Below are 16932 nucleotides of genomic sequence, written 5' to 3'. Positions count from 1 at the left end.
GGCCCGTCCGCACGGGCCGGATCAGCGGGCGTCGATCGGCTAGGCTGCCCGACCGTGACCGTCCACGCCACCGCCCCGACCTGCCTGGCGCGCCCGCCGCTGGGCCCCGACGACTCCCCCGCCGGGTGCGCCGCGGCGCGGGGCGTGGACGGGCGTCCGCTGCACGCGGCGGCGTTGAAGTTCTTCTGGGGGCCGATGGACTGCGGCAAGTCCACGATGGCGTTGCAGATGAACTACAACCACTCCCGGCAGGGCCGCCGCGGCCTCGTCACCACCCGCATCGACCGCTCGCTCGGCCCGCAGGTCACCACGCGCATCGGTCTGGCGCACGAGGCCGTCGAGGTCACCGACACGCTGGACCTGCGCACCCTGGTGCGCGACACCTGGGCCGAGGGCGTCCGCGTCGACTACCTGATCTGCGACGAGGCGTCGTTCTACAACCTGGAGCACGTCGAGCAGATGGCGGAGCTGGTCGACAGCTACGACGTCGACGTGTACGCGTTCGGGCTGGCCACCGACTTCCGCTCGTGCCTGTTCCCGGCCGCGCAGCGGCTGTTCGAACTGGCCGACGAGGTGGCCCGCATCCAGGTCGAGGTGCTCTGCTGGTGCGGCCGGGAGGGGCTGCTCAACGCCCGGGTGGTCGACGGCCGGGTGGTCCGCGAGGGCCTGCAGGTGGTCATCGGGGACACCGTGGACAGCGCCGAGGTGCGCTACCAGGTGCTCTGCCGCCGGCACTACCGCGCGGGCGAGCTCGGCCCCCGCCGCTGAGGAGTCAGTACGGGTCGCCGCACACCCGCCAGCCGCCGTCCTCGCGCACCACCGACAGCTTCCGCTCCTCGGTGAGGCCGCTGTCGCGGGTCAGCCGCACCGCCACCGTGCCGCGCGGGCTGCCGCCCCGGGTCGCCACCGACACGTCGACGATCTCGTAGCCGTTGACCAGCGGCGGGGTGCGCAGCCAGCTCGTGAACCCGATCGGGCTCCACCGGCTGCGCGCGTCGGCGCAGAGCCGGTCGTACGCGCCGTCGGTGTCGCCCGCCGCCACCGACCGCAGGAACCCGTCCGCGGTCTCCCGCACCGGGCCGCTGGCCTGCGTGACCACCTGCACGTTCCAGGCGCCCAGCCCGGCGACCCCGATGCAGCACAGCAGCACGGTCACGCCCGCGAACACCAACCCGGTACGCACCGGGCGGCTCCGACGGGCCGGCCGGCTCCACGGCTGCTCAGCGCCCACCCGTCGACCGTAGAGAACCGGTGGGCCCGCCCGCAGGAAAGTCGGCTCTGTCGTTCCCGTACCGGCCGGTCGGGTCGTGGTCGCCGTCGCCGCCGAGCACTGCCGGGGCCGGCTCCGCCGCGCGCGGTCACGGCTCGATGAGCCCGGCCCGGATGGCGTAGCGGGTCAGTTCCAGCCGGTCCCGGAGGCCGAGCTTCTGCAGCAGGTTGGCCCGGTGCCGCTCGACGGTCTTGACGCTGATGAACAGCAGGCGGGCGATCTCCTTGGAGGAGTGGCCCTCGGCGACGAGCTTGAGGATCTCCTCCTCGCGTTCGGTGATGGCCCTGGCCGGCACGCTCTCGCCCCGCGCGCTGCGTTCCAGGTAGGTGCGGATGAGGGCGTTGATGGCACCGGGATAGAGGAACGGTTCGTCGCGTACGGCGGCGCGGCAGGCCTCCACCAGGTCGCGGTCGGCGACGGACTTGAGCACGTAGCCGTTGGCGCCGACCTTGAGGGCCTCGAAGAAGTACTGCTCGTTGTCGTACATGGTCAGGATGAGGATGCGCAGGCCCGGTTGCTGCCGGGACAGCTCCCGGGCCGCCTGGAGACCGGTCAGCCGCGGCATGGCGATGTCGAGGATGGCCAGGTCGGGACGCTCGGTCTGGGCCAGGGCGATGGCCTCCGCGCCGTCGCCGGCCTCCGCCACGACGGTCAGGTCCGGTTCGCTGTCGAGGATGAGGCGCACGCCACGGCGGACAAGGGCGTGGTCGTCGGCGAGCAGGATGCGGGTGGTCACGGCCGGCCCTCCCGGTCGCCGACCGGCACCCGCAGCCGCACCTCGGTGCCGCCGCCCGGGCCGGGCCCCACGCTGAGCTGGGCGCCGATGAGCAGGGCCCGCTCCCGCATGCCGCGTACGCCGGCGCCCTCGGCGGCGTCGCCGATGCCCCGGCCGTCGTCGCGGATCCGCAGCTGCACGTGGCCCGGTCGACGGGTCAGCGACAGCTCGACAGCGGCGGCCCGCGCGTGCCGGACGGTGTTGGTGAGCGCCTCCTGCGCCACCCGGTAGATCACCAGTTCGGCCTCGCCGTCGAGGGCGGGCAGGTCGGCGTCGAGGTGCTGGCGCACGGACAGGTCCGTGTGCCCGGTGACCTCCGTGACGAGCGCCTTGAGGGCACTGGTCAGGCCGAGCTCCTCCAGTACGCCGGGGCGCAGCCGGCGCGCGATGCGACGGATCTCGTCGAGGCTGTCGCGGGTGGTCTCCTGCACCTGGGCGAGTTGGGCGCGGACCGGTTCGGGCGCGTGCCGGGCAACCTGCTTGAGTTCGAGCAGGACCGCGGTCAGGGTCTGGCCGACCTCGTCGTGCAGTTCCTGGGCGACGCGCCGACGCTCGGCCTCCTGGGCGGACAGGGCGCTGGCCGCGCTGGTGGCCCGCTCCGCCTCCAGCCGGTCGATCATGGCGTTGAAGGCGCGGATCAGGTCCGCGATGCCGGCCTGCCCGGCCGGGACCGGGCGGGGCTCCGGCTGCAACAGGTCGATGGTGGTCATGGCCCGGGTCAGCCGGTGCAGCGGCGCGAGGCCGACGCGCAGCAGCGCGGCGTTGGCGACCAGCATCGCGGCGAGGCCCACGGTCAGCACGAGGGCCTCGGTGAGCAGCACGGGGGTGGACACCGTGACCGGGCCGAGCAGCAGCAGCGTGGCGGCGACGAGTACGGAGGCGTTGAGCAGGAAGATCCGCCAGAACAGCGACACGACGGCACCTCCCCTCGCGGCCCGGCTCCGCCCGGCGCCGGCAGTTCCTTGCGGCCCGCCAGGGGCCAGGCCAGCCCGTCCCGCGGCGGTGATCACCCTCATCATGGTCAGCCTGTCGGCCCGGGTGCGTCCTGTAAATGCGTGCGCGCACCCATTATCCGCCGCGCCCGCGCCCGCGGCCGGGGTGGGACGCGGGCGCACCGCGCCGGGCAGCCGGCGCAGAGCCCTGCGGCAGCGCCGGCGGCAAATGGGTGTCAGCCCCGATGTCGACCCGGCCCGCTCCGATGACCATGGAGGCGAGCCGGGAGCCGCTGCGGCTCCGCTTCCTGCTGCCCGGCTCCACCTGTCGCCGCCCGCGCGGACGTCGCCCGTCACGCCGAGACCCCGGAGGATCTTGTGAACCGTCACCTGATGGTGGTCGAGCCCACACCACCGGAGACCGACACGCCCGCCTGCGCCTACCGGCCCACCAACGCCGAGAACGGCCCGCCGGGCGGATGCCTGTGAGCGCGCGGCCCGCCCCCGCCGCGATCGTCATCTCGCCGGTCGCCGTCGCCTTCACGATGTTCGTGACCACGGTGAACGCCCGGGTGTACGTGTGGCCGCGCTCCGTCGCGGCGTAGCCGGAACCCGCGGGCCAGGGGGCCGCCGTGGATCTCGGTGAGCTGTACGTGACGCTGGCCGTCGGCGCCGGCGTGGTCCTGGCCAGCGTCGGCGCGGCCCGGCTGGCCACCCGGCTGGGCATGCCGGTGTTGCTGGCGTACCTGGCCGTCGGCCTGCTGCTGGGCCAGGACCTGGCCGGCTTCCCGTTCGACGACGCGGCCCTGGCCCAGGCCCTGGGCCTGGCCGCGCTGGCGGTCATCCTGGTCGAGGGCGGCCTGACCACCAGGTTCAGCGACGTACGCGAGGTGCTGGCACCCGCGTCGGTGCTGGCCACCGTCGGCGTGTTCGTCAGCGTCGCCGTCACCGCCGCGGCGGCGTACCTGCTGCTGGACATCGGCTGGCAGATGGCGCTGCTGCTGGGAGCCGTCGTGTCGTCCACCGACGCCGCGGCGGTGTTCTCCGTGCTGCGGGCGGTGCCGCTGCCCCGGCGGCTGACGAGCCTGGTGGAGGCCGAGTCCGGACTCAACGACGCTCCCACGTTGATCCTGGTGCTCACCTTCAGCGCCGCCACCCTCGACGCGGTCGCGCCCCTGCCGCTGGTCGCCACGATGGCCTACCAGTTGGTCGCCGGGGGCGCGATCGGCGTGGTGACCGGCGCTACCGGCGTGTGGCTGCTGCGGCGGCTGACCCTGCCCACCTCCGGCCTGTACCCCATCGCGACGGTCGCCTGCGGGGTGCTGGCGTTCGCCGCCGCCGGCCTGGCCCAGACCAGCGGATTCCTGGCCGCGTACCTGGCCGGACTGGTGCTCGGCAACGCCGGCCTGCCGCACCGCCGGGCCACCCACTCGGTCGCCGAAGGGCTGGGCTGGATCGCTCAGATCGGCCTGTTCGTCATGCTCGGTCTGCTGGCCACGCCCAGCGAACTGCCCGCCGCGATCGTTCCCGCGATCGTGGTCGGTACGGCACTGCTGCTGCTCGCCCGGCCCGCCTCCGTGCTGGTGGCGCTGGCCGCGTTCCGGATTCCACTGCGCGAACAGGCGTTCCTGTCGTGGGCCGGACTGCGCGGTGCCGTGCCGATCGTGCTGGCCACCATCCCGGTCGTCGCCGGGGCGCCGGGCAGCGAACAGGTCTTCAACATCGTCTTCGTGCTCGTCGTGGTGTTCACCCTCATCCAGGCCCCGACCCTGCCCTGGCTGGCACGGCGGCTACGCCTCGACTCGCACGACCTGGGACCCGACCTGCAGATCGAGCTGGCGCCGCTGGACGCCATGGACGCCGACCTCATCCACGTCACCGTCGAACCCGGTTCCCGCCTGCACGGGGTCTACCTGCCCGAGCTGCGGCTGCCGCCGCCGGCGGCGACCACCCTCGTCGTGCGTGGCGACGACTCGTTCGTGCCCGATGAGCACACCCGGCTGCGCGTCGGCGACCAACTGGTCGTGCTCACCACCCCACCCGTACGCGACGCCACCGAACGGCGCCTGCGGGCCGTTTCCCGCGCCGGGCGGCTGGCCACCTGGTTCGGCGAGGCCGGCCATTTCGCTCCACCTGACAACAGGAGGCAATGATGCAGATAGAACGCATGCCGCTGCCCGGCATCGGGGTCGGCTACACCCTGCACACCGGGGAGGGACAGGTGATCGGGGTCGTCTGCCATCGCGGCGGCCGGCGCGACGTCGTCGTCTATGCCCCCGGCGACCCGGACACCGTGGAACGGTCCGTGACCCTCAGCCCGACCGAGGCGCAGGAGGTGGCCGAACTGCTGCACCCCATCGCCACCATCGACCACGTCACGCACCTGGAACGCCACCGGGAGGCGATCAGCGTCGTCGAGCTGCCGGTGACGGCCGCCTCGCCCTACGACGGCCGGACCCTGGCCGAGGCCGTCGCGCGCATCCACGGGGTGAGCGTCGTCGCCGTCGTCCGCGACGGGCGGACGGTCACCGCACCGGGGCTTGGGCACGTCCTCGCCCACGGCGACGTCCTGATCGTCGCCGGGGGCCAGCAGAGCATCGAGGCGCTGAGCCGGGCGCTGATCCACACGGACCCGTAGGCCGCTCCACACGCTCCCGCAGGCCGCGAGCACCGGCCGGTGGATGCCACATGGGCGCGGCATCCACCGGCCACCGGCAGCTCAGCCGCGGCGGCGGGCCCGGGCCGCCCAGATGGCGTACGCGGGATCGCGGTCGAGGTTGTGCCGGTCCCGGTCGTAGCGGCGGGTGGTGCGCGGATCGGCGTGGCCCATCGCGTCCTGCACGTCCTCCAGGGGCACGCCCTCGGCGCGGGCGGTGGTGGCGAACGCGTGCCGCAACGAGTGCGGCGAGAGCCTCGCCCAGGCCGGGATGCCGGCCGTGCGGGCCAGCCGGCGCACCAGCCGGAACATCGCGTGCCGGTCCAGCCTGGCCCCGCTGGCGGTGACCAGCAGCGGGCCGGTCAGCTCGTGCACCGCCACGCCCTGGGCGGCGGCCCGCTGGGCCAGGTACGCGTCGACGGCGTACGCGGTGCCGGGGGTCAGGGCGCGGCGGCGGGACCTGCCGCCCTTGCCGACGAACCGCACGCTGCGGTGGCCCCGTTCGGCGCCGAGGTCGGCCAGGTCGAGTGAGACCAGTTCCCCCACGCGCAGGCCGAGGTCGGCCAGCAACGCGATCGCGGCCCGGTTGCGGGCGGCGGTCGGTCCGGTGTCGGCCTCGGCGGCGGCGAGCAGCGCGTCGACCTCCTCGGGGGTGAGCCCGACGGTCGCAGAGTGGTCCCGGTCGATGCGGGGGCGGTCGGCGCCGGCGACCGGGTTGGCCTCGACCGCGCGCAGCTTGACCAGGAAGTCGTACCAGCTGGACAGGGCGGAGAGCCGGCGGGCGACGGTGGCGGGGGTCAGCGGCTTGCCGGTGCGCGCGCCGAGGGTGGCCTCCAGTGCCCGGCCGTACTCGTTGACGTGCAGGAAGTTGGCCTGCAACGGGTCCAGTTCGCGGGCCGCGCACCACGCGAGCCAGCCGGCGACGTCCCGCCGGTACGCGTCGCGGGTGTGCTCGGACAGCCGCCGGTTGCGCAGCCACGCCTCGGTGAAGTCGACGGGCCCCCCGGGCAGGGCCAGCGGGGTGGGCCGGCTTGGCCGCGCCGGAGCGTTCGGGGAGAACATGTGAAAAAGGTTCTCAGCTTCGGGTCGGGAACGGGAGGAGGCGCGCCCTACGCGATCGTGTTGGGCCGCCCGGTGGCGATGGCGCGGGCGGCCGGTGACGACAAAGGCGAGGGGCGGGCGGCCGCGCCGGCCGTCCCGCCCCTACCCGCCTGGATCAGGCGTTGATCTCCTTGCGCCCGTTGGCGGTGGCCGTGACGGTGACCCGGCGGGGCTTGGCCCGCTCCGCGACGGGGATCCGCAGGGTCAGCACGCCGTTGTCGTAGCCGGCCTCGAGCTTGTCGGTGTCGAGGGTGTCGCCGAGGAAGAGCCGCCGGGTGAAGGTGCCCATCGGGCGTTCGGCGGCGACGAGCTCGACGTGCTCGCCGGCGGGCCGCCGGCGCTCGGCGCGCACGGTCAGCACGTTGCGCTCGACGGTGCAGTCGATGCTGTCCGGGTCGACGCCCGGCAGGTCGAACGCCGCGTAGAACCAGTCGCCGTCGCGGTAGGCGTCCAGGGGCATGACCGCGGGGCGCGCGGCGGTGCCGAAGAACTGCTCGGTGATCCGGTCGATCTCACGGAACGGGTCGGTGCGCATCAACATGGCCTGCCTCCTCGGTTCTCCTGGCCGAAGGTCCTTGAGTTGAGCCGATGAGACTCAACTTCCTGTTCTTTATTTAGCGCGTTCCGGCCACGACGTCAACTCAGGACCTTCTCGAACCAGTGTTCGGCGTAGGCGCCGTCGTTGTACGCCGGGATCTCCCGGTAGCCGTGCCGGGCGTACAGGGCGCGGGCCTCCACCAGGTCGCCGCGGGTGTCCAGCCGGATCCGGTCGGCGCCGGCGGCCCGGGCCCGCTGCGCCACGGCGGCGAGCAGGGCCGCCCCGCCGCCGTGGCCGCGATGAGCGGGGCGCACGTACACCCGGGTCAGCTCCGCCCAGCCCGGCCGGTACCGCAGCCCCGCGCAGCCGGCCGGACGAGCGTCGCGGTACGCGAGCAGGAGGACCCCGGTGGGCGCGGCCAGGTCATCGCTCGGGTCGTCGGCCATCGCCGCCGCGACCTCACCCGGCCGGACCGGGCGAGCGTGGTAGCGGCGCACCATCTCCTCGAAGTACTCCTCGAGCAGGGTCGTCGCCTCGGGCCGGTCGGGACGGGTCGGCACCGTCGTCCAGTCTGTCGCGCTCACCCGTCGATCCTCGCCCTCGGGTCAACGGGATATCGCCGGCCGCGACGAGGGCGGGCTCGACGCCGGCGGTCAGTCGCCGACGCGCCAGTAGACGCCCTGCTCCCGGGCCAGCAACTGCTCGTCGACCAGGTAGCGGCGCAGCGCCACGTGGTCGGAGCCGCCGTCCTCGCACCAGCGCCGCAACACCTCGTCGACCGCCCGCTCCGGATAGCGCACCCCCGGCTCGAAGGACCTCGCCACGTGCGCCAGCACCACCCGCCGCCGGCCGCGCTGCGCCGGCAGGCCGGTCAGCCTGTCGTCGCGCACGAAGGTGCGCAGCACGCGGTCCGTGGAGTCGCCGGCCGGCCGGGGCGCCGCCGGCGTACGGGCCGCCTCCCGCAGCCGCCCGGCGTCGACCCGCAGGCCACCGTCGCCGCCGGCCACCAGGCCCGCGTCGACGAGCCGGCGGATCGCGGTGAGCACCTGCCGCGCCGACAGGCCCGTCCGGTCGGCCACCGCCGGGGCGTCGGCGCCGCCCAGCACGATCGCCGCGAAGACCTGCCGCCGTACGTCGTCGGCGAGTGCCCCCGCCAGAGCCTGCGCTGTCATGCCGGCCACCCTGCCAGCCGGCGTACGCGCACCGCACGTCAATTCCGCCCGCGTGGCTCGGTCACCGACGGATCAGCCCGCGGGCCCGGGCGACGGCGACGGCGGCGGTACGCGAGTCGACGTCGAGCTTGCCGTAGACGTGCACCAGGTGCGTCTTGACCGTGGCCTGGCTCAGGTGCAGCCGCCGGCTGATCTGCTGGTTGGACAGGCCGTCGGCGACGAGCTGCAGGACCTCTGTCTCGCGGCGACTCAACGCGGTGCCCGGGGCACGCACCCGACCCATGAGGCGACGGGCGACGGCCGGGGCGAGGGCGGAACGGCCGGCGGCGGCGGCGCGCACGGCCGCCGCGAGTTCCTCGGGCGGGGCGTCCTTGAGCAGGTAACCGATCGCACCGGCCTCCACGGCGGCGAGGATGTCGGCATCGGTGTCGTAGGTGGTCAGCACCAGCACGGCGGGGCCGCCGGGGCGGGCGGTGATGGCGGCGGTCGCCTCGGCGCCGTCCATCCCCGCGCCGAAGCGCAGATCCATGAGCACCACGTCGACCCGCTCCCCCTCGGCGAGGGCGACGGCCCGCTGCGCGGTCGCGGCCTCGGCGACCACCTCGAAGTCCGGCTCGGTGGCCAGGACGGCGCGCAGCCCGGCCCGTACGACCGGATGGTCGTCGGCCAGCAACAGGCGGATCGGACCGCTCACGCGCCCGCCTCCTCGGTGCCCGGGCGCGCGAAGCCGACGGCCAGCCGGGCGCCGCGCCCGGGCGCCGACTCCACGATCAGGTTGCCGCCCAGTTCCTCGGCCCGGGCCCGCATGGCGGCCAGCCCGAACCCGCCGTCGTCGTCCGGCCGGTCGCCGGCCGCGCTCACGTCGAAGCCACACCCGTCGTCGACCACGTCGAGGCCGACGTCGCGCGCGCCGTACCGCAGCGTCACGTCGGCGTGCTTCGCCCCGGCATGGCGCGCGGTGTTGGCCAACGCGGACTGCGCGATCCGCAGCAGCGCCACCTCCTGGCGGGTCGGCAGACGCACCGCCGTCCCGTCGACCCACAGGCGTACGGTCAGCCCGGACGCGGCGGCGGTCGCGTCACACAGCCGCCGCAGCGCCGCCGGCAGCGAAGCGCCGTCGAGGCCCGGCGGTGTCAGGGCGCGTACGAACCGGCGCGCCTCGACGAGGTTGTCCTGCGCGGTGCGGCGGGCCTGCTCGACGTGGCCCGCCGCCACGTCGAGCCGGTCGGGGAACCCACGCTGGGCGGCACGCAGCAGCAGTTGGATGCTCGACAACCCCTGGGCGAGGGTGTCGTGGATCTCGCGGGCCAGGCGTTCCCGCTCGGCGAGGACCCCGGCGGCGTGCTCGGCGGCGGCCAGTTCGGCACGGGTGGCGGTCAGCTGCTCGATCAACCGCCGGCGGCGCTCGCTCTCCCGGTACAGAGCCTGGTAGCCGAGGACCGTGCCCACCGACACCGCGGCGCCGATGGCGGGACCGATCACCGCGCCCGGCGTGAGCGCCCCCTGGTGGCCGGCGACACCGGCGACCGCCGCCACGGTCGTCGCCGCCACCGCCACGATCCCCCAGCGCACGGGCAGCAGGTGCAGATGCAGCAGGAACAGCGGAAACGCGAACCACACCCCGTCCGGGGTCAGGGCGAGCAGCACCAGCCACCCGCCGGTCAGCACCGCCAGCCAGGCCAGCGCGGCAGGTCGATGCCGGCGCACCAGCGGCAGCGCCGCCCCGACGGCGTAGACGACGGCCAGCGCCACGGCCGCGGCGAGCACGGCGGCACGCCGCGGGCCCGGCCCGGTGACGGCACGCACGGCGGCCACCGCGAGGAGGAGCCCGACCAGCAGGTGCAGGCAGACGCGCAGCACCCGCAGCGGACGAGCGAGCGATTCCGCGTTCACGATGCCTCCAGGCTAGGACGCCGACGGCCGCCGCCATCAACCAAAAGGTTGATCCCGACGTACGCAGTGCGACGCCCCGAAACCGATCGGCGGCGCGATGGCACCGGCCGTCATCCGGACGACGGTTGGTGCCGGGCCGCCGCCGCGGCTTCAGGCACCTACCGGAAGGCTGATGCGATCGTGTTCGTCGCGTGGAGAGATCTACGGTTCGCCAAGGGCCGCTTCGCCCTGATGGGAACGGTCGTGACGCTGATGACGCTGCTGGTGGTCCTGCTGTCCGGGCTGACCGCCGGCCTGGGACGCGGCAGCACCTCGGCGATCAGCGACCTGCCCGCCGACCACCTGGTGTTCTCCGCCCCGGCCGACGGGCAGAAGCTCTCGTTCACCGAATCCACCGTCAGCCGCGAGCAGTGGCTACGCTGGCAGGACATCCCGGGGGTGAGCGCCGCCGCGCCGCTGGGAATCGCCACCGCCCGCGTCGACGCGGGCGAGCGCAGCGCCGCGCTGTCCGTGTTCGGCGTCCCGTCCGGCTCGGGCCTGGCACCCGCCACCCTCGCGACCGGACGGGCCGTGCTGTCGCGGGGCGCGGCCGACGCGCTGCACGCCCGGCCCGGACAGACCGTGTCCGTCGGCACACATCGCCTCACCGTCGACGCGGTGGCCGGCGACGCCTCCCACAGCCACACCCCGGTGATCTGGACCGACCTGCACGACTGGCAGGCCCTGGCCCCCGGCGCCAACGGTGACGCCGCGACGGTCGTCGCGCTGCGCACCACCAGCGACGCCGACCTGGCCGCCGCCGACCGACACCTGCACACCCGTACGGTCACCCGCACGCAGGCGCTGTCCGCGATCGGCTCCTACACCGCCGAGAACGGGTCGCTGCAACTGATGCGCGGGATGCTGTTCGGGATCTCCGCCCTGGTCGTCGGCGCGTTCTTCACCGTGTGGACCATCCAGCGCGCCCCCGACGTCGCCGTGCTGAAGGCGCTCGGCGCCACCACCGGCCACCTGCTGCGCGACGCTCTCGGGCAGGCCCTGGTGCTGCTGCTCGCCGGCACCGCCGCCGGCACCGCGCTCGCGGTCGCGCTCGGCGCCGCGGCGGCCGGCACGGTGCCGTTCGCGCTCACCGCCGAATCGGTGCTGTTCCCGGCCGCCGTGACGATCGCGCTCGGTGCGGCCGGCGGCGCCCTGTCCATCCGCCGCATCACCTCCGTCGACCCGCTGATCGCCCTGGGGAGCGCCCGATGAGCCTCGCACTCGCCGACGTCACGCTGACCTACCCCGACGGCGACGCCCGGCTGACCGCGCTCGACCGGGTCAGCCTGTGCGTGCCGGCGGGCAGCACCACCGCCGTCATCGGCCCCTCCGGCTCCGGCAAGTCGAGCCTGCTGGCGGTGGCCGCCACCCTGATCACCCCCGACTCGGGAACGGTGCTCGTCGCCGGCACCGACACCTCGGGGCTCGGCCGCGCGGGCACGGCCGCGCTGCGGCGGGAGAAGATCGGAATCGTCTTCCAGCAACCCAATCTCATCGCCTCGCTGACCGCCGCCGAACAGTTGCAGGTGATCGCCCACCTCGCTGGCGGTTCCCGCCGCGCCGGCCGCGCCCGCGCCGGCGAACTGCTGGCGGCGGTGGGGCTCACCGGCCAGGCCGCCCGTCGCCCGCACCAGCTCTCCGGCGGGCAGCGCCAGCGGGTCAACATCGCCCGCGCCCTCATGAACGATCCCGCGGTGCTGCTGGTCGACGAACCCACCAGCGCGCTGGACCACGAGCGCGGCGCGGCGATCGTCGAGCTGGTCACCGACCTCACCCGCCAGCGCGGTACCGCCACCGTCCTGGTCACCCACGACCGGGAGCACCTGCACCGCGTCGACGCGGTCGCCGAGATGATCGACGGCCGGCTGCGCCTGCCGACCCCGGTCTGAGCGCCCGCTCCGCAGGTCCGGCGCTGCGCGGCGGCCCCCGGTGCGGCAGAGTGACACCGTTGGCCGGCGAGCGAGGAAGGGCGGTTGCGCGTGGAGGGTCCGACCGGGGTGGTGTTCCCGAAGACCGACGCGGGACGCAGTACGTCCACGCTCGGGCGGGCGGTCGTCGCCGACGCCCTGCGCGCCGTCGATCCGGTCGGCGCGCGCTCGGCGGAACACGAGACGAACTGGCGCCACGGTTACCTCGGGCACTTCCGGCGGCTCGTCGAGGCCGGACTGCTCTCCCGCGAGGCCGCGGTGACGATCGCCCGGGACGGGCTCGCCTCGCTGCACCGCCGGATGGCCGTGGTGCGCGCCGACGGCACCGAGACCGGCCTCGGCGAGGTGTTCGACGCGCCCACCGAGGTCGCGCCGCTGCACACGGCGACGGTCGCCGGCACCGGCGAGGTCGACCGCGAGTTCTCCCTGCCGTACCGGGGCCGGCGGCTGCGCGGCGACGAGCTGCGCCGCCGGCTCGACGCGTGGGTGACCGCCGGCGTCGTCGAGCCCTCCTGCGCCGAGGCGGTACGCGCCGTCATGGCCAACCCGGACTGGCTCGACCTGCGCGACCAGCGCATCGTGGTGCTCGGCGCGGGCGCGGAGATGGGCCCACTGCCGTCCGTGCTGCGTTGGGGCGGCGACGTCGTCGCGGTCGACCTGCCGCGCCCGGAGATCTGGCGGCGCCTGCTGGACACGACGCGCCGTGGCGGCGGCCGGCTGCACCTGCCCGTCCCGGCCGGCACCGACCCCGACGACGGCGCGTTGGCCGCCCGGGCCGGCGCCGACCTGCTGCACAACCTTCCGCAGGTGGCCGACTGGCTGCTCGGCGTCGACGGCCGGCTCGTGCTGGGCAACTACGTCTACGCCGACGGCGCGACCAACGTCCGGGTCGCCACGGCGGTCGACGCGCTCACCCTCCGGTTGCAGGACCGCCGCGACGACGTGGCGCTCGCGTTCCTGGCCACCCCCACCGACGTCTTCGCCGTCCCCGGCGACGCGGTGCACCACGCCGAACGCGGCTACGCGGCGCGCGGCGTCGTCCGCCGGTCGTTGCGGGTCGCCTCCGGCGGCAGGCTTCTGCACCGCAACTACCCGCCGGGCGTCGACCCGGGCGTCAACGACAGCCTCGTCCCCCAGCAGGGGCCCAACTACGCGCTGGCGAAACGCCTGCAACGGTGGCGGGCCACGGTGGCCCGCGACGGCGGGGCGACCGTGTCGTTCACCGTCGCCCCGCCCACCCGCACCCGCTCGGTGCTGCGCAACCGGGCGCTGGCCGCCGCGTACGCCGGTGCGCACCGCTTCGGCATCGAGGTGTTCGACCCGGCCACCAGCAACACACTGATGGCCGCGCTCCTGGTGCACCACCTGCGTACGGGCGCTCCGGCGCTGCCGCACCCGTGGCAGGACGAGGCGTACGGCGCCGCGCACGGCGGACTGTGGCGGGTGCCGTACGCCCCGCGCAGCGCCCTGGGCCTCGCCGTCCTGCTCGGACTCGGCGGCGCGCGGACCTGACCTGCCCCGACCGCCGACGGCTCCGTGCCGGCCGCTCAGCTCAGCCGAGCTGGAGACGGTCGGCCAGGTCGGCCCGGGTGAACGCGGCGACCACGTCGTCGCGCCCCTCGGTGAAGTGGGCCCAGCTGTCCACGTGCACCGGCACGACCCGCCGCGCGCCCAGAATGCGGGCGGCCTCGGCGGCCTGGGCGCTGTCGAGGGTGAGCAGCGCGCCGTCGAACATGGGGGTACGCACGGCCCCGGCGAACAGCACGGCGGTGTCGACCGGCCCGAAGCGCTCGGCGATCTGCCGGACCAGGTCCAGCGAGGCGTTGTCGCCGCTGACGTAGACCGTGGGCAGGTCGGCGGCGGTCAGGACGAACCCGACGACCTCGCCGGTGAGCGGCTCGCAGCCCTCCGGGCCGTGCCGGGCGGGCACGCCCGTCACGGTCACGGTGCCCCCGCCGGGGCGCTCCAGCTCGACGGACTCCCACGGCGCCAGGCCCCGGGCGGTGCCGCCGAGACGATCCGCGCCGCTGGGAGTCGTCACGGTCAGGGCGACGTCGGCCAGCAGGGCCCGACCGGCGTGGTCGAGGTTGTCGGGGTGCTGGTCGTGGGAGAGCAGCACCGCGTCGACGGGGCCGAGGTCGGCCGCGCCGGCGGCGGCGGGGGCCGTCTTGGTCAGGACCATGCCGGGACCCAGCGGGTAGTCGCCGGGGGCGTCGAAGGTCGGGTCGGTCAGGAACCTGAGGCCGCCGTACTCGATGAGGGCGGTCGGGCCGCCGAAGACGCGGACGGGGACGGTCGTCGTGCTGGTGTCGGTCACCACGGTTCCTCACGGTCGGGGGATGGCTCTGCCGTGAGGAACCGTAATCGACCGTTCATCGCAGGGTGAGCGGGGTCTCCGACCCGATGCGAGTCAGCTTCTGCGGGTTGCGGACATAGTAGAGGCCGGTGATCCGTGCGTCCTCGACACGCAGCGCCAGCACGCCGTCGATCTCGCCGTCGAGGCGTACGAGCAGTGCCGGGTTGCCGTTGACCACGGTCGGCCCGCCGGTGAGCACGCCGTCGAGCCTGCTCAGACCACCGAGGAACATCCGGGCCACCTTCTCCGCGCCCGTGACCGGCCGCAACGCGGCCTGCATGACACCGCCGCCGTCGCTGACCAGGACGACCTCGGGGGCGAGCACGTCGAGCAGGCCCCGCAGGTCCCTGGTCTCGATCGCGTGTCGGAACGACTCCAGCGCCGCCCGGGCCTCGCTCGGCGAGACCACCCGACGGGGGCGGCGGGCGTCGACGTGCTCGCGGGCGCGGTGCGCGATCTGCCGGACGGCGGCGGGGCTCCTGCCGACGGCGGCGGCGATCTCGTCGTAGCCGACCTCGAACGCCTCCCGCAGCACGAACACGGCGCGCTCGGTCGGCGACAGCGTCTCCAGGACGAGCATCAACGCCATCGACACGCTCTCGGCGAGTTCGACGTCCAGAGCCACGTCCGGCGCGGTGAGCAGCGGCTCGGGCAGCCACGGGCCGACGTACGCCTCCCTGCGGCGCTTCATCGCGCGCAGCCGGTTGAGCGACTGCCGGGTCGTGATCCGGACCAGGTAGGCGCGCCGGTCGCGTACCCGGTCCATGTCGACCCTGACCCACCGCAGCCAGGTCTCCTGCAGGACGTCCTCGGCGTCGGCCGCCGATCCGAGCATCTCGTACGCGACGGTGAAGAGCAGGTTGCGGTGGGCGACGAAGGTCTCCGTCGCCGCGTCGGTGCCGTGGTCGCTCATGTCCCCCCTGCGCTCCTTCGCGGTCGGCCCCCGGTGGTCGAGGGCTCTCATGACGGCCGGGCCGCCCGTGCGGTGGTGGCCGTCGCCTCGACGCGCCTGGCCCGCAGCAACTGCTGGCGCGTGTCGTCCTTGATCCGCAGGGCGAGCGAACCGGGTCTGCGTGCCTCGTACGCCAACTGCCAGATGATGCTCCTGCAGACGAGTTCCTTGAGCTTCGCGGCCGGGCGGCCGCCGAGGTGCAGTCGCACCGCGGTGTCGTTCCGGCGGGAGAACTGGAACAGGCCGGCGCGACGCCCCAGGCTGACGCACTGGCCGGCGAACCCCACGTGGACCGGCGCGGGCTGCTCACCCGCGAGCCGGCTGAGCACCGTCTCGGCGGCCTGCGGGCCGAGCTGCATCGCGGCCTGGCAACTCATCCGGAACGGCAGGTCCGACGGCGCCGCCGAGTCCCCGGCCGCGACGATGCGCACGTCGTCCACGCTCGTCAACGTCTCGTCCGTGAGCAGCCGGCCCGACGCGTCGGTGCTCAGCCCGCTGCGGCCGGCCAGGTCCGGCACGCCGAATCCGGCGGTCCAAATGGTCACCGTGCTCGGCAGCCGGCGACCGCCACCGAGCCGCACGGCATCGCCGGCGACGGCCGTCACCGTCGCGTCGGGTCCGTCGAGCACGGTCACTCCGAGCCGGGCGAGCCTCGCGGCCACCGAGCGCCGGACCCGCGGATGCAGGTACGGACCGAGCACCTCACCGCAGACCAGGGTCACGGCGCGCCCCGCCTCCGCCAGCTCGGCGGCGGTCTCGATGCCGGTCGGGCCCCCGCCGACCACCGTCACCGGGGCCCCGGCGGGAGCGGCGGCGAGGACGGGCCGCAACCGCTGGGCCTCCTCCAGGCTCGCCACCGGGTAGGCGAACTCGGCCGCCCCGGGCACGTCCGGGGCGGCGCTGCCGCTGCCCACCGCGTAGACCAGGTAGTCGTAGCCGACCGTGCCGCCCGTCGCCAGCGTCACGCGGCGCTCCGCAGCGTCGATCCGGGTCACGCTGTCGACGACCAGCCGCACGCGCCCGGCCAGGACGTCCCGGTAGTCGACGACCGCGTCGTCGGTCCCACCCACCAACTGGTGCAGGCGGATCCGCTCGACGAAGGTCGGCCGCGGGTTGATCAGGGTCACTGTCACGTCGTCGCGCCGGGTCAGGCGATTGGCCGCCATGACGCCCGCGTACCCGCCGCCGATCACGATCACATCGGTGTTCCCGTTCATGGTGTCTCCTCCGTTTCCTGGGCCTTCGGTCTCAAGACACCGCGTGACCGACCGTTGTGACATGCGTGGGCCAGATCACTGCCCGGGCCCCGGGCGCGAAAAA

General features: G+C 74.7%; 18 protein-coding genes. 6 read left to right on the top strand and 12 right to left on the bottom strand.

The genetic code is table 11. The annotated features are described in order from the left end of the window. The first annotated feature begins 54 nt into the window (after window positions 1-54). Complete coding sequence (locus tag F6X68_RS05260) at window positions 55-768, top strand: thymidine kinase (RefSeq protein ID WP_151453195.1); 714 nt, start codon at window positions 55-57, stop codon at window positions 766-768. Between the two features lie 4 nt (window positions 769-772). On the opposite strand, the gene F6X68_RS05255 is transcribed toward F6X68_RS05260, so the two are convergent. The 3 genes from F6X68_RS05255 to F6X68_RS05245 form a co-directional block, all read right to left on the bottom strand. After that, window positions 773-1231 carry a hypothetical protein gene (locus F6X68_RS05255; RefSeq protein WP_151453194.1) on the bottom strand — a complete coding sequence of 153 codons (459 nt, stop codon included), beginning with the start codon at window positions 1229-1231 and terminating at the stop codon, window positions 773-775. A gap of 127 nt (window positions 1232-1358) precedes the next feature. Next, entirely contained in the window at window positions 1359-2006 is a 648-nt protein-coding gene (locus F6X68_RS05250) for a response regulator transcription factor (protein ID WP_132237626.1), read from the bottom strand. Further along, on the bottom strand, window positions 2003-2959 hold the full coding sequence (locus F6X68_RS05245; RefSeq protein ID WP_151453193.1) for a HAMP domain-containing sensor histidine kinase: 957 nt from the start codon (window positions 2957-2959) through the stop codon (window positions 2003-2005). Before F6X68_RS05245 ends, F6X68_RS05250 begins: the two co-directional genes overlap by 4 nt. Before the next feature lie 650 nt (window positions 2960-3609). On the opposite strand from F6X68_RS05245, the gene F6X68_RS05240 reads away from it, so the two are divergent. After that, the gene (locus F6X68_RS05240; protein ID WP_151453192.1) at window positions 3610-5130 is read left to right on the top strand and encodes a potassium/proton antiporter; all 1521 of its coding nucleotides are present in this window, start codon (window positions 3610-3612) and stop codon (window positions 5128-5130) included. Next, on the top strand, window positions 5130-5615 hold the full coding sequence (locus tag F6X68_RS05235) for a cation:proton antiporter regulatory subunit (RefSeq protein WP_192581288.1): 486 nt from the start codon (window positions 5130-5132) through the stop codon (window positions 5613-5615). The genes F6X68_RS05240 and F6X68_RS05235 overlap by 1 nt, the downstream gene beginning before the upstream one ends. Window positions 5616-5696: 81 nt before the next feature. Here the strand turns inward: F6X68_RS05235 and F6X68_RS05230 are convergent, their stop codons facing one another. The 6 genes from F6X68_RS05230 to F6X68_RS05205 all read right to left on the bottom strand — a co-directional run bounded on the left by F6X68_RS05230 (window position 5697) and on the right by F6X68_RS05205 (window position 10337). After that, window positions 5697-6695 (bottom strand): tyrosine-type recombinase/integrase, encoded by a 999-nt coding sequence (locus F6X68_RS05230; protein WP_151453190.1) that lies wholly within the window; start codon window positions 6693-6695, stop codon window positions 5697-5699. Between the two features lie 154 nt (window positions 6696-6849). Beyond that, on the bottom strand, window positions 6850-7275 hold the full coding sequence (locus tag F6X68_RS05225; protein ID WP_151453189.1) for an Hsp20/alpha crystallin family protein: 426 nt from the start codon (window positions 7273-7275) through the stop codon (window positions 6850-6852). Between the two features lie 95 nt (window positions 7276-7370). Further along, window positions 7371-7856, bottom strand: coding sequence for a GNAT family N-acetyltransferase (locus F6X68_RS05220; RefSeq protein WP_225851998.1), 486 nt, complete (start codon window positions 7854-7856; stop codon window positions 7371-7373). A gap of 69 nt (window positions 7857-7925) precedes the next feature. Next, on the bottom strand, window positions 7926-8444 hold the full coding sequence (locus tag F6X68_RS05215) for a DUF2087 domain-containing protein (protein ID WP_151453188.1): 519 nt from the start codon (window positions 8442-8444) through the stop codon (window positions 7926-7928). A 61-nt stretch (window positions 8445-8505) separates the two neighbouring features. Then, the gene (locus F6X68_RS05210; protein WP_151453187.1) at window positions 8506-9138 is read right to left on the bottom strand and encodes a response regulator transcription factor; all 633 of its coding nucleotides are present in this window, start codon (window positions 9136-9138) and stop codon (window positions 8506-8508) included. Then, the gene (locus tag F6X68_RS05205; protein ID WP_151453186.1) at window positions 9135-10337 is read right to left on the bottom strand and encodes a sensor histidine kinase; all 1203 of its coding nucleotides are present in this window, start codon (window positions 10335-10337) and stop codon (window positions 9135-9137) included. Before F6X68_RS05205 ends, F6X68_RS05210 begins: the two co-directional genes overlap by 4 nt. A 231-nt stretch (window positions 10338-10568) precedes the next feature. On the opposite strand from F6X68_RS05205, the gene F6X68_RS05200 reads away from it, so the two are divergent. The 3 genes from F6X68_RS05200 to F6X68_RS05190 all read left to right on the top strand — a co-directional run bounded on the left by F6X68_RS05200 (window position 10569) and on the right by F6X68_RS05190 (window position 13816). Next, on the top strand, window positions 10569-11588 hold the full coding sequence (locus F6X68_RS05200; RefSeq protein ID WP_225851997.1) for an ABC transporter permease: 1020 nt from the start codon (window positions 10569-10571) through the stop codon (window positions 11586-11588). Next, on the top strand, window positions 11585-12265 hold the full coding sequence (locus F6X68_RS05195) for an ABC transporter ATP-binding protein (protein ID WP_151453184.1): 681 nt from the start codon (window positions 11585-11587) through the stop codon (window positions 12263-12265). Before F6X68_RS05200 ends, F6X68_RS05195 begins: the two co-directional genes overlap by 4 nt. Window positions 12266-12355: 90 nt before the next feature. After that, on the top strand, window positions 12356-13816 hold the full coding sequence (locus tag F6X68_RS05190) for a hypothetical protein (protein ID WP_151453183.1): 1461 nt from the start codon (window positions 12356-12358) through the stop codon (window positions 13814-13816). Between the two features lie 40 nt (window positions 13817-13856). Here F6X68_RS05190 and F6X68_RS05185 read toward each other — a convergent pair whose 3' ends face one another. The 3 genes from F6X68_RS05185 to F6X68_RS05175 are packed head-to-tail and all read right to left on the bottom strand — an operon-like array spanning window position 13857 to window position 16829. Continuing rightward, complete coding sequence (locus tag F6X68_RS05185) at window positions 13857-14624, bottom strand: MBL fold metallo-hydrolase (protein WP_370518909.1); 768 nt, start codon at window positions 14622-14624, stop codon at window positions 13857-13859. Window positions 14625-14676: 52 nt separating this feature from the next. Then, the gene (locus F6X68_RS05180; RefSeq protein WP_151453181.1) at window positions 14677-15573 is read right to left on the bottom strand and encodes an RNA polymerase sigma-70 factor; all 897 of its coding nucleotides are present in this window, start codon (window positions 15571-15573) and stop codon (window positions 14677-14679) included. Window positions 15574-15620: 47 nt separating this feature from the next. Continuing rightward, window positions 15621-16829, bottom strand: coding sequence for an NAD(P)/FAD-dependent oxidoreductase (locus F6X68_RS05175; protein WP_151453180.1), 1209 nt, complete (start codon window positions 16827-16829; stop codon window positions 15621-15623). Window positions 16830-16932: the final 103 nt, after the last annotated feature.

The sequence above is a fragment of the Micromonospora sp. AMSO12t genome (assembly GCF_008806585.1).
Classification (GTDB): domain Bacteria; phylum Actinomycetota; class Actinomycetes; order Mycobacteriales; family Micromonosporaceae; genus Micromonospora; species Micromonospora reichwaldensis.
This window is presented reverse-complemented; position numbering and strand designations above follow the sequence as displayed.

Excerpts from the sequence above, each read along its gene's own strand:
- F6X68_RS05195 (WP_151453184.1), top strand. The coding sequence starts at position 11,585 with ATGAGCCTCGCACTCGCCGACGTCACGCTGACCTACCCCGACGGCGAC.
- F6X68_RS05230 (WP_151453190.1), bottom strand. The coding sequence starts at position 6,695 with ATGTTCTCCCCGAACGCTCCGGCGCGGCCAAGCCGGCCCACCCCGCTG.
- F6X68_RS05200 (WP_225851997.1), top strand. The coding sequence starts at position 10,569 with ATGGGAACGGTCGTGACGCTGATGACGCTGCTGGTGGTCCTGCTGTCC.
- F6X68_RS05180 (WP_151453181.1), bottom strand. The coding sequence starts at position 15,573 with ATGAGCGACCACGGCACCGACGCGGCGACGGAGACCTTCGTCGCCCAC.
- F6X68_RS05225 (WP_151453189.1), bottom strand. The coding sequence starts at position 7,275 with ATGTTGATGCGCACCGACCCGTTCCGTGAGATCGACCGGATCACCGAG.
- F6X68_RS05235 (WP_192581288.1), top strand. The coding sequence starts at position 5,130 with ATGCAGATAGAACGCATGCCGCTGCCCGGCATCGGGGTCGGCTACACC.
- F6X68_RS05215 (WP_151453188.1), bottom strand. The coding sequence starts at position 8,444 with ATGACAGCGCAGGCTCTGGCGGGGGCACTCGCCGACGACGTACGGCGG.
- F6X68_RS05175 (WP_151453180.1), bottom strand. The coding sequence starts at position 16,829 with ATGAACGGGAACACCGATGTGATCGTGATCGGCGGCGGGTACGCGGGC.